General features: G+C 38.9%; 11 protein-coding genes. 2 read left to right on the forward strand and 9 right to left on the reverse strand.

Annotation, left to right across the window (positions count from 1 at the left end; translation table 11 throughout):
* The first annotated feature begins 25 nt into the window (after positions 1-25).
* On the forward strand, positions 26-2,896 hold the full coding sequence (uvrA, locus tag SLH46_RS06505; RefSeq protein WP_320280351.1) for an excinuclease ABC subunit UvrA: 2,871 nt from the start codon (positions 26-28) through the stop codon (positions 2,894-2,896).
* A 114-nt stretch (positions 2,897-3,010) separates the two neighbouring features.
* Positions 3,011-4,675, forward strand: a complete 1,665-nt coding sequence (locus SLH46_RS06510) for a nucleoside kinase (RefSeq protein WP_320280352.1) — start codon at positions 3,011-3,013, stop codon at positions 4,673-4,675.
* Positions 4,676-4,967: 292 nt separating this feature from the next.
* Here SLH46_RS06510 and SLH46_RS06515 read toward each other — a convergent pair whose 3' ends face one another.
* The 9 genes from SLH46_RS06515 to SLH46_RS06555 all read right to left on the reverse strand — a co-directional run.
* A complete protein-coding gene (locus SLH46_RS06515; RefSeq protein WP_320280353.1) occupies positions 4,968-6,068 on the reverse strand; it encodes a glycoside hydrolase family 53 protein in 1,101 nt (366 codons plus the stop codon).
* A gap of 104 nt (positions 6,069-6,172) precedes the next feature.
* Entirely contained in the window at positions 6,173-6,925 is a 753-nt protein-coding gene (gene bla, locus SLH46_RS06520) for a subclass B1 metallo-beta-lactamase (RefSeq protein ID WP_320280354.1), read from the reverse strand.
* Between the two features lie 138 nt (positions 6,926-7,063).
* Complete coding sequence (locus tag SLH46_RS06525) at positions 7,064-7,501, reverse strand: hypothetical protein (RefSeq protein ID WP_320280355.1); 438 nt, start codon at positions 7,499-7,501, stop codon at positions 7,064-7,066.
* A gap of 213 nt (positions 7,502-7,714) precedes the next feature.
* Entirely contained in the window at positions 7,715-8,356 is a 642-nt protein-coding gene (locus tag SLH46_RS06530) for a hypothetical protein (RefSeq protein WP_320280356.1), read from the reverse strand.
* Between the two features lie 296 nt (positions 8,357-8,652).
* Entirely contained in the window at positions 8,653-9,324 is a 672-nt protein-coding gene (locus tag SLH46_RS06535) for a TIR domain-containing protein (protein ID WP_320280357.1), read from the reverse strand.
* 2 nt (positions 9,325-9,326) lie between these two features.
* Positions 9,327-9,755, reverse strand: a complete 429-nt coding sequence (locus SLH46_RS06540) for a hypothetical protein (protein ID WP_320280358.1) — start codon at positions 9,753-9,755, stop codon at positions 9,327-9,329.
* An 11-nt stretch (positions 9,756-9,766) separates the two neighbouring features.
* The gene (locus SLH46_RS06545; protein ID WP_320280359.1) at positions 9,767-10,357 is read right to left on the reverse strand and encodes a toll/interleukin-1 receptor domain-containing protein; all 591 of its coding nucleotides are present in this window, start codon (positions 10,355-10,357) and stop codon (positions 9,767-9,769) included.
* A 32-nt stretch (positions 10,358-10,389) separates the two neighbouring features.
* Positions 10,390-10,857, reverse strand: a complete 468-nt coding sequence (locus tag SLH46_RS06550) for a toll/interleukin-1 receptor domain-containing protein (RefSeq protein WP_320280360.1) — start codon at positions 10,855-10,857, stop codon at positions 10,390-10,392.
* Between the two features lie 308 nt (positions 10,858-11,165).
* Positions 11,166-11,665, reverse strand: a 500-nt coding sequence (locus tag SLH46_RS06555) for a DDE-type integrase/transposase/recombinase (RefSeq protein ID WP_320280361.1), incomplete at its 5' end; no start/stop codon positions are given.

Below are 11,665 nucleotides of genomic sequence, written 5' to 3' on the forward strand. Positions count from 1 at the left end.
TCAGTTTAGCGATTTAGCTTAAAAAATGACGACAAAGAAAGAAAATACAACAATCGAAGAGCAGATTGAGCTTGACTCGGAAGAAAAGATCGTGGTTCAGGGAGCGCGTGTACACAACCTTCGAAACATTGACGTTGAAATTCCGCGCAATAAACTCACTGTAATTACAGGTTTAAGCGGAAGTGGAAAATCATCGCTGGCTTTCGATACCATTTATGCCGAAGGACAGCGACGTTACATCGAAACCTTTTCAGCTTACGCCCGATCGTTTTTGGGAAATATGGAACGCCCGGATGTGGATAAGATCACGGGTTTAAGTCCGGTAATTTCCATCGAGCAAAAAGTTACTACCCGAAATCCGCGCTCTACCGTTGGAACTGTTACCGAGATTTACGACTTTCTGCGTTTGTTATATGCCCGTGCCGGCGAAGCTTTTTCGTACAACACCGGCGAAAAAATGGTGAAGTACACCGAAGAAAAGATCATTAACCTCATTAAAAAGGACTTCGCAGGCAAACGTATAAATATCCTGGCTCCGGTGGTAAAAGGACGAAAAGGTCATTACCGTGAGTTGTTTGAGCAAATACGCCGAAAAGGATTTCTTACAGCACGAATTGACGGGGAGTTGACCGAACTGATGCACAACCATAAAGTGGATCGATACAAAAATCACTTTATCGAAATTCTGATCGACAAACTGGTGGTTGACGAAGCCAGCACAAAACGATTAAAAGACAGTGTGCAAACGGCCATGAAACACGGGCACGGAATTCTGATGATCCTCGATCACGATACTAACGATGCCAAATACTACAGCCGTTTGTTAATGTGTCCGACTACCGGAATTTCGTACAATGAACCGGCGCCGCATAATTTTTCGTTTAACTCGCCACAGGGAGCTTGTCCAAAGTGTAACGGGCTTGGCCGTGTAACCGAAATCGATCTCGACAAAATTATGCCGGAAAAGGATAAAAGTATTGGTAAAGGCGGAATTGCACCGTTGGGACCATACAAAAATACACTCATTTTCTGGCAAATCGAGGCACTGGGCGAAAAGCATGGATTTACCTTAAAAACGCCTGTTAAAGATATTCCTGAAGAAGGACTGAATGAGGTGCTCTTCGGAACTAACGATCGCATTCAACTAAAAAATACACCGCTTGGTAACAGCATGAACTACATGATGAGTTACGACGGTGTGATTAAATACATCGATAATCAGCGCGAAGAAAGTACTTCGAAAACGGCACAGAAATGGGCAAACCAGTTTGTAAAAACAATCGAATGTCCGGAGTGTAAAGGCATGCGATTAAAAAATGAGTCGCTGCATTTTAAAATCGATGGCAAAAATATTTCTGAACTGGCCAAACTTGATTTGGATGAATTGGGCGAGTGGCTAAATGGTTTGGAAGACCGCATTTCGGAACGGCAGTTAAAGATTGGTGCCGAGGTAATTAAAGAAATCCGCGACCGTCTTGGGTTTATGCTCGGTGTGGGATTAAATTACCTGGCACTCGACCGTACGGCGCAAAGCCTTTCGGGTGGAGAATCGCAGCGAATTCGACTGGCAACACAAATCGGTTCGCAGCTGGTAAATGTGCTTTATATTCTCGATGAACCAAGTATTGGTTTGCACCACCGCGATAACCTGAAACTTATTCAGGCGCTGGAACAATTGCGCGACTCGGGTAACTCGGTTGTTGTGGTAGAACACGACCGCGATACCATGTTGCATGCCGATCACTTGATTGACATGGGACCACATGCCGGTCGTCATGGAGGTGAAGTTGTAGCTGCAGGAACACCGCAAGAGGTGCTAAAATCAAAATCGTTAACAGCGGATTACCTGAACAATAGAAAACAGATTGAAGTTCCTGCCGAACGCAGAAACGGGAAATCAGATATTTTTAAAGTCACCGGCTGTTCGGGGAATAACCTGAACAATGTAACGATAGAGATTCCGCTGGGTAAATTTATTTGTGTTACGGGTGTGTCCGGATCGGGAAAATCGACCTTGATCAACGAAACGCTGCAGCCCATTTTAAGCCAGCATTTTTATAAGTCGTTAAAAGATCCGCTGCCATACAAAAAGGTGGAAGGTCTGGAACTGATCGATAAAGTAATTCGTGTCGACCAGTCGCCGATTGGCCGCACACCACGCTCGAATCCGGTTACATATACCAACGTTTTTGGCGACATCAGAAGTTTGTTTGCTCAGCTACCCGAAGCAAAAATCCGTGGTTATAAACCCGGTCGTTTTTCGTTTAATGTAAAAGGCGGTCGCTGCGAAGAATGTCAGGGTGGGGGATTGAAGTTGATTGAGATGAACTTCTTACCCGACGTGTATGTGCATTGCGATAAATGTAACGGGAAACGTTACAACCGCGAAACACTGGAAGTACGTTACAAGGGAAAATCAATCAGCGATGTGTTGGATATGACCATCAACCAGGGAGTGGAATTCTTTGAACATATTCCATCGATTGCAACAAAATTAAAAACGCTGCAGGATGTAGGTTTGGGTTACATTACTTTGGGGCAGTCGTCAACAACACTTTCGGGAGGTGAATCGCAACGTGTAAAACTGGCTGCCGAACTGGCCAAACGCGACACCGGGAAAACCATTTATATTCTCGATGAACCAACAACCGGATTACATTTCGAAGATGTGCGAGTGTTGCTTGAAGTGTTGAATAAACTGGTAGAAAAAGGGAATACGGTTATCGTTATCGAGCACAACATGGACGTAATAAAAGTTGCCGACCATATTATCGATGTTGGACCTGAAGGCGGAAAACACGGTGGTAAAATTCTTTGTGCCGGCACACCCGAAGAGGTTTGTAAAAATAAAAAATCGCATACCGCTAAATATTTGAAACAAGAGTTAGGTTTGTAAATCTGTACTCTTTTGCAAAATACAGGGATAAGTCTGCCCGAAAAACTTCGGTTTCAACCGTAATTGCTCATACCATTTTTATACATTTACCCTACAAAACAGACAACAGTGGCTATGCAAAACGTTGAAATTTATTGCAGGAATACACATACATCCCATACTTATCCGATGGGAACATCATTGCTCGAAATCAGTAAAGATTTAAATATAAGTCTCCAAAATAAGGTTTGTGGTGCAATTGTGAACCACCAGGTAAAAGAGCTGTCGTTTTGTGTGGTTAAACCCAAACACATAGAGTTTATCGACTTTTCGCACCCCGACGGAATGAGAATGTACCTGAGGAGTTTGATTTTTGTGTTGTATGCCGCCGTAAAAGAGGTTTTTCCGCACGTGGCTTTTAAAGTGCAGAACGGAATCAGCAACGGTTATTTTTGTGAATTGCAGGGCTTGGAGCGCGAGATATCCGAGTCGGATGTATTTTCCATCAGGCAGGAAATGAAAGCTATTATCGATGCCGATATTCCTTTTGTGAAAAAGGGCATTATTACCTCGCATGCTGTTGATTTGCTGGTAAAACAGGGGCTCGAAGATAAAGCACAGTTGTTTGAACAGCAGGGACGGATGTACTCGTTTCTTTATTTTCTGAATGATCTGGGAGATTATTTCTATGGCAACCTTTTACCTTCAACCGGTTATATTTCAAATTTTGGATTGATTCCGTATTTCGATGGTATATTGCTACAAATTCCGCGGCGAAAACATTTCAAGAAACTACACAAAGTTGTATTTCATGATAAACTGTTCGAAATTTTCCAGGAACAAAAGGACTGGGCCGAAATTCTGAACGTTTCCACCATTGGCAGTTTGAACGATTTTGCCCTTCAGGAACGCAGCGGCGATATCATAAAAATATCGGAAGCTTTACACGAGAAAAAGATTGCAGAAATTGCCAACCAGATATCGGAACGAGGAAATGAAACAAAGGTGGTTTTAGTAGCCGGACCTTCGGCTTCGGGGAAAACCACATTTAGCAAACGACTTGGTGTGCAGTTGGCCGTAAACGGTTTGCGTCCTTACCAGTTATCGCTCGACGATTATTTTGTCGACCGCGAGCACACGCCGAAAGATGAACATGGCGAGTACGATTTTGAAGCACTTGAAGCGATCGATATTGAGTTTTTTAATCATCAGCTGATCGAACTTTTTGAAGGAAAGGAAGTGCGCCTGCCAAAGTTTGATTTTCATAGCGGTAAACGTGTGGATAATGGAAAAACCTTAAAACTCGAACAAGATGATATTCTGATTGTGGAAGGTATTCACGGCATGAATCCCGGTTTGTTAACCGATGTTCAGGAGCAGAATACGTTCAAGATTTTTATCTCTGCACTAACCCAGATTTCTGTTGATGAACATACACATATTTCAACGGCTGATAACCGTTTGCTGCGCCGTATGATACGCGATAGCAAGTACCGTGGTTACCGTGCGGCGGAAACCATAAAACGCTGGCCGTCGGTGCGTAAAGGCGAGGAGAAAAACATCTTTCCTTACCAGGAAAATGCCGATATAATGTTTAACTCGGCAACCATTTACGAGCTGGCTGTCCTGAAAAAATATGCAGAGCCGATCTTAAAATCGGTACTCGAAAACCAGCCGGAATATACCGAGTCGAACCGTTTGCTTGGATTCCTGTCGTACTTTAAACCCATCAGCGACGAAGAAATTCCACCAACTTCGTTACTCCGCGAGTTTTTAGGAGGCAGTAGTTTCGCGTATTGAAGGTAGTTTCTAAATAATATATGGTAAGATAGGAGATTACTTCGCTACGCTCGTAATGACGATGTTTGACTTTTAATACAGGGACATGGTTGACGGCTTTGCCGTCAACCATGTCCCTGACAATTTTAATCTCTTTTTCTGTCATTGCGATCCGCCGGTTGGCGGAGAAGCAATCTATTTCAAACAAGTATGATTTTTCCAAACCTCTCCGTCAGTTGGTGGAAGTCTTAAAGTCCCCTTTAGGGGATTTAGGGGTGAAAAAAGTGGTTGCTTAACAATAGAATAATCTTTTTTATTCCTCCCCAAACACCGAAAGTACAGGCAGTGCTTTGTTATCAAAATCAAAAACAGCCTGGTTTTCCCATGGCGAAGCATCGGTAGCTTCCGGTCCTTTCCAGGCGATGAGTTCGGCACCCCAGTAACAAAAGCCACGGCCTTTCTCCACTTCATCAAACGAAATCTGTCGGATGCGCTCCATAAAATCGTGTTGTCCGGCGGCTGTTGCCGGGTAATCGGGTAGTATCAACTGGTCATCCAGGCCCACGATGTTGTTGGTCCAGTCGTTCCAGTCGAGGGTAAAAGGGTAAGCAGTTTCGGCCAGTACAATTTCTTTATCAAACGTTTCACTCAGGTTCGTCATGGTTGTTTTCAGGTTGGTCAGACTTTTGCCATGCCAAACGGGGTAATACGATAAACCGATGATGTCGTAATCGAGGTTGCGAACCACATTAAAAAACCAGTTGGCATTATCGAGCCCTGCAAAATGGATCATAATTTTAGCGGTCGATGAGTTGTCGCGAACGGCCTGAATACCTTTCTCCATCAACTCCAAAAACTGGTAAGTCTGGTCAGAAATATTTCCTTCGGGATGTAAAAAACCGGTGTTTATTTCATTCCCGATCTGAATATAATCGGGCGAAATTTCAGTCATAACTTTTTGAGTGTAGGCGTACACACTGTCTTTTAACGCCGCATAAGAAATATCGCTCCAACGCGCCGGTTTGGTTTGTTGCCCCGGATCGGCCCAGGTATCGGAATAATGAACCGTTAACCAGATGTCGAAACCTTTTGTCTTTAGCTCGCTTGCAAATGTTTTTACCTCGTTAAACCCAGAATGTTCGTTTGCCGGATCAACCCATAAACGCAAACGAACGGTGTTCACACCACTTTCTTTTACGATACTGAGAAAGTCTTTTGTATTGTTTTCAGAATCGTAAAACGTAGGATTCGTTAATTCAATTTCGGGTAATTGCGAAAGATCCATGGCTGCGATAAGTTCTTTGGTTTCCGGATCGGGCGTTGGATCAACAGGATCATTATTATCATCGGAGCAGGAGGCAAAAAATAGTAGTGCCGGCAGCCACAAAAAAATCAGTGTTATTCGAGTCATCATTTCTGTTTTCTTTTATGATCGCAAATGTACGTTTCATGCGGCTAAAACACAACTTCAGCTGTGACAATATTTGCTCCACATTTGGCAAATGCAGGGGCGCGGTTTTATTTGTTTTTCGCAGTCGCAACCAGGTCGATGGTGTGACTTAACAGCTCTGATCCACCCAAAGGACCATGACCGGGAATTACAATTTTGGCATCAGGATATTGTAACTTTACCTGCTGAACCGTTGCATCCCAATCGTTGACGACAGCATCGCTGAGATTTCCAAGGTTTCGCGAATTGGCCGATTTTACCAGGCAGCCACCAAACAATATTTTTTCGTGGGGAAGCCAAACTGTAATATTATCAAACGAATGTCCGGCACCAAAGAAGCGGCACTCTATCGGTTCGTCGTAAAAATCAAAACTCAGCGAGTCGGTGAAAGCTATCGAGGGCACCGGTAATCCCAGTTCTTTGCATTTGGCAACAGTCATGGAATTGGCAATTGATTCCACTCCAATACTTTGCAGATAGGCGAGACCACCCAAACAATCGTTGTGGTAATGCCCCGATATCAGTTTTTCCATTTTGGCAGAAAACGAATCATGAATGTATGTCGCCAGCTTTTCGGTTTTTTCGTTGTCCATCGGAGTGTCGATTATCAGTGCGTGGCCATTTCGGATAATAAGCAAACCATTGGAAGAAAAACGGCCAAAGTTTTCCTGTTCGTCAAAGGTAATGTGCAGAAAAACCGAATCCTGAAGATGCACCAGCTGGATATCGTCGTTAATCACAATTTGATCACCGGTTTGTGCATTACAGAAAGTGATAGTGATGATTCCGATTAGCAGCAGGAAGATGGTTTTACTGTTCATTTTTAGTTGACTTTATTTGTGAATGGTCATTTGTATGCAATCGGGAGTGTCAGACCCGCAGGAGAGTGGGCACGAGGTCTGACTTATCAGATCGCTAAAACCCTCGCCTGCCATATTGCAATTTGTTAGCACTCGTTTTTATATTTCATCATCATTAATCCATTCATAATAACTAAGCGGGTAAAATGTTCCTCCACAATCACATTTGTTTTTATCGTCAAAGTTTTTCACATTGAAACATTTATCACACTTCATTGAATCAGTATTTTTGCTGAAAATTTTAGGAACTACAAAAGCAGCTAAGAACATGGCAATTCCAAAAAAGACTCCAGAGTTGATAAATTTATAATTATACTTTGGTATTTCATATAGCGCTATAATTTCACCGTGATCTGGTGGGAAGATTGGATTATAATCTGTTCCTAGCGTTAATGCCGTAATTAAATTTAGAAGATAGCCACCAATAAATCCTCCGAGTCCTAGTTTTATGGCTAATATGCTCCGTTCTTTTAAATTACTTCTTTCATTTTCTCTCTGTTCTTTTTGAATAATATCGTCACTTTTCTTTCTCCACATAATTATATTAAAACTTATAATGTAACTACTTGGTCGATTCTAAATGAGTGGTAACGGTAAATTATATGTTGTCGTAGCGGATTGCGGGTGATTGTCTGTCCGGCACGGACTGAGACAATCAGGCGGGAATCCGAGCTACGCATACACACAGAAACCGCTATGCAATATATAAAATGTTATAGCCAGTTTTTTTAAAATCATTTATTTATCTATTCACTCTGGATATTTACAACTACCACCAATTAATTTCCAGGTCTTTGTTTTATTGTCATAAATAAATCTGAAATCGGGTATGTATCCATTTGTTCCACCACAAGCAAGAGTATAATTTGCTTCTCGAAAATGCAGTCCATTTTTTAAGAAAATACCTTTTTTCACTTTTAATGCTAAATCCCCGAAGTTTATATCAATCGTGTCTTTTGAAATTTGTTTATGAGTAAGTCTATACAACCTCAAAGTTTTACCATGTTTGTAGGTGTAATTAAATAACTCGTCTGATGAGAGAAATTTGTAAACGCTATTCTGTCCAAAATGATTCTTAATCCTTTCAGTTTGCTCATTTGGCTCAATGAATTTTTGTCCACTCGATAATAGCAAATCATATCGGCTGTTTAAGGCTTTTATATAAATACTATCCAATGTTTGTTTGTCAATCTGCTTTTGATAATTTGGATATTCTTTAAGCAGCAAACTAATCTGCTCGAAATATTTTTTATGAGGATAAATTATAACTATCCCATTTCCGTCTCCATAAATATATTTTTGCTCCTCACTTTTTAAAACTTCAATCTTTTCAATCCAATTAGGATTTATTGAATCTGGAATAGTATCTAAATAATATTCTGTTTCATTCATCTTGAATACAAACTTTGGTAACGAGTCAAGAGGCTCTAGATTTATTCGAGCAGAAATATCATTTAAATTTTGTCCAAAAGAAAAAAATGAAATCGAAAAAATTAATATTGTGAAGATGTATCTCATTGGCAATGTTAAAATTGGCTGCTAACGGTTGGTACATGTTGTCGGGGCGGATTTCGGAGAGCGTTCCTGTCCGGAAGGACACGGAACTGCGAAACGAGAATCTGCGGTTGGCGTACCACCGAACCCCGCCCTGCAATATGTACCTTGTTATGGGCTGGGTTTTATTAAATTTAAACTTCTTTTACAACATTATAATCATCAATATTTTCCTTAATAGCTACCGCCGCATTTATTTGAGCATTTGGATAATTAGCAAAATCTTCCCATTTAACTGTTTTTATATATGAATACTCGCCAGTATAGATATTGCCGTGATTCCCTGTTTCACAATTAAATCTTATTTTTTCTTTTTGATTGAACATGTTATTTGACAAAATCCCAAAGAGAGTATTTGTCAGATAGGTGGTACAACTGCAATTATTACAGCGGTTTAATTGAAGGAAATATTCATAAGAATTGTTTCTGTCTGGGAGTACGATTGCTAAGATTGCATTAGACCTACTAGTCCTGTCATTTCGAATCATTTCTTTTAAAGAATAAGAAATCTCCCAAGGAATCCATTGTGATTTATCATATCGACCTGGTTCTTTCATATCGGGGGAAATCATGACAATGGTAATTGTGCTATCAAAAATTCGATTTTTAAGCCTTTCCCAAATCGCATTTTCTGATAATTGACTTAAATCTTCATTATCCGATTCTCCCTTATAAATATTGTCAGTTGAATCAAAGTATTCTTCAAGCTTATCAACATAAGAGCGAACAGTGGTTCCGTAGTTATAGTTTAAAGGATAAACATTATTATCCCTGTACTTGTATGAAACGAATATTTTTCTACCCATATTTAGCGTGTTTGGTTATAAATTGTTATACATATTAGAATTAGCACAATTATCCCATAAAATGGGAATAAAGTTTTTGAGAACATTATTGAAAAAAGACTACTAACTTTATTTTTAAAGCGAGAATAATCCAGTGAATATAAAAAGTCATTAGTGTTTTTCCGATTTTCAATTACCCATTCGTAAAGCTTTCTATAACATTTTTCTTTATGAAGAAAAAATGCATCTAGATACCAAAACACAATTACTGGTAATATTAGAACAAGACTCAAATATGTCAAATCATTGGTAAGAATTGAGTCTTTTGAAAGAGCAAGAATTACTGCAATTAAAGAAACTAACCATCCTTTTAATAGGAATGAGTTACTTGCCATACGATTAATTACTCCTTGAATTAAATCGATTTCCTTATGTATTATTTCATTTTCCATAATTTCGATTTTTATTGATTTAACCAATCTTCTATTGGTGTTATATACGTTTTACCATCTTTTCTGTTTGAGTCTTGAACATAAAATCCAGAAGTAATATATTCTCCCCAAAGATTATAACCTGAAGTATTTCGGTAGTGGATTTGATTATATATTTGTAAATATTCATTTCCCTTATAATTATAGTCAGAAGTTCCTTTGTCTTTCATTGGAAGAATCGCAATATGGTTTTTAAACCTATATGTATCTCCAATTCCAAGTTCCCAATTACACCAATAAGATTCAATTGCCTTTTCAGTCGCGAGAAGTACAAATTTTTTACAAAATTTAATGACGTCTTTAATCCGGGCAGCGGTATCGCCTGAAGTTTGCTTGGGCATTTTATTATCCATACTATCTATATAAACTTTGGCACCGTATTTCTCAAATAAGCCAATGACTCCTCTCAAGTCCTTCAAGTCATCATGTTTATGAGAAATAAATACGGTGGGTCTACTTGAATATTCAGAACTTGCGTTAAAATTTCTAATATTGTCGAGAGACTTGGTTATCTCGGATTCATTGACCAAATTATCATCGAAATATCCTCTTTCAAAAATCATAACACTTGAATTTTAGCGTTTGGTTATAGTTTTTACTCCTTCACATTTAATTCATTTAAAAGATTTTTTATCTGATTGACTAAATCGTTTATCTCTGCACTTTTTACGGGAATTCCTCTCTCGTAATCATCAATAATATAAGGTTTAACAAGGTTAGCAAACGACAAATCATTAAAAACCTTTTTTAATTTTGTTCCCAATAAAATCGGCAATATTCTTCCTTTTTTAGCCCCAAGATTATGAAGAAATGATTTAAATTCATTAGTTGTATAATTTCTATCAAAATAATCTTCGTGTATAAACGCAACTACATACTGAGAGTTCCTTAATCCATAATCTATTTTATCCAATATATTATCGAACGATTTAATTTCATAATCATCATAAAAGCAAGAAATATTATCGGAAATCAATAAATCAGCGACAGGCTTTACAACATATTCTTTATCCTTTGAGCAATGACTTATGAAAATTTTGTATTTCGCTTTTTCGTCCTCCAATTTATACTTAAAGAACTTTGAGATATATAAAAAAAGTTCTTTTCTTAATATGTTGTAGTCAGGAGACGAAGTATCAAATACAGTATACTCTATACCAAGGTTTTCAATATCTGAATAAAATATTTGTGCATTTTTAATATTACTTTTTAGATTGTTTAACGTCAGAACCTATTGGACAAATTTTTCTATAAACTTAAGAGATACTTTTTACATTTAAAATTAATAATTATGATAATTTTTATCTGCTGTTGAAATGTTGCTAACTTTTAGCATCGCATTAAGAAAGTTAGCAATATTTCAATGGCTATTTAAGCCGACTTTCTATTCATGCTCCTCCTTTCATTTATGGTTTCAAATTTTATTTCTTTTCTACGATTCAAAACTTCTTTAGCCCGTCCAAAATAAACATCGGCAGGCGTTACATTTTGTAATGATTCGTGATAACGATGATTGTTATAATAATCCACAAACGCTTCAATATTGGCCCTCAAATCATCAGGGAAGAAGTAATTTTCGAGTTTTACCACATTTTTCATCGAACGGTGATATCGCTCAATCTTTCCCTGTGTTTGCGGGTGGTACGGGGCACCTCGCACATGGCCCATTTTACTGTCGCTTATGAATTTTTGGAACTCATTGGAAACGTAGCAGGATCCATTATCAGACAAAAGTCTTGGCCGATTATCCGTATTGAGTCCTGTTTTTTTCAATGCCGTTTTGACAATCCGTTTGGCATCGGCCGTTTCCATATTGGTGCTAAGTTCCCAGGCAATGATATAACGGGAGTAATCGTCCATAATAGTAGACA

It is taken from the genome of Draconibacterium sp. IB214405, assembly GCF_033963885.1.
Taxonomy (GTDB): Bacteria; Bacteroidota; Bacteroidia; order Bacteroidales; family Prolixibacteraceae; genus Draconibacterium.

Coding starts and splice junctions, on each gene's coding strand:
- uvrA (WP_320280351.1), top strand. CDS start 26: ATGACGACAAAGAAAGAAAATACAACAATCGAAGAGCAGATTGAGCTT.
- SLH46_RS06510 (WP_320280352.1), top strand. CDS start 3,011: ATGCAAAACGTTGAAATTTATTGCAGGAATACACATACATCCCATACT.
- SLH46_RS06515 (WP_320280353.1), bottom strand. CDS start 6,068: ATGATGACTCGAATAACACTGATTTTTTTGTGGCTGCCGGCACTACTA.
- bla (WP_320280354.1), bottom strand. CDS start 6,925: ATGAACAGTAAAACCATCTTCCTGCTGCTAATCGGAATCATCACTATC.
- SLH46_RS06525 (WP_320280355.1), bottom strand. CDS start 7,501: ATGTGGAGAAAGAAAAGTGACGATATTATTCAAAAAGAACAGAGAGAA.
- SLH46_RS06530 (WP_320280356.1), bottom strand. CDS start 8,356: ATGAATGAAACAGAATATTATTTAGATACTATTCCAGATTCAATAAAT.
- SLH46_RS06535 (WP_320280357.1), bottom strand. CDS start 9,324: ATGGGTAGAAAAATATTCGTTTCATACAAGTACAGGGATAATAATGTT.
- SLH46_RS06540 (WP_320280358.1), bottom strand. CDS start 9,755: ATGGAAAATGAAATAATACATAAGGAAATCGATTTAATTCAAGGAGTA.
- SLH46_RS06545 (WP_320280359.1), bottom strand. CDS start 10,357: ATGATTTTTGAAAGAGGATATTTCGATGATAATTTGGTCAATGAATCC.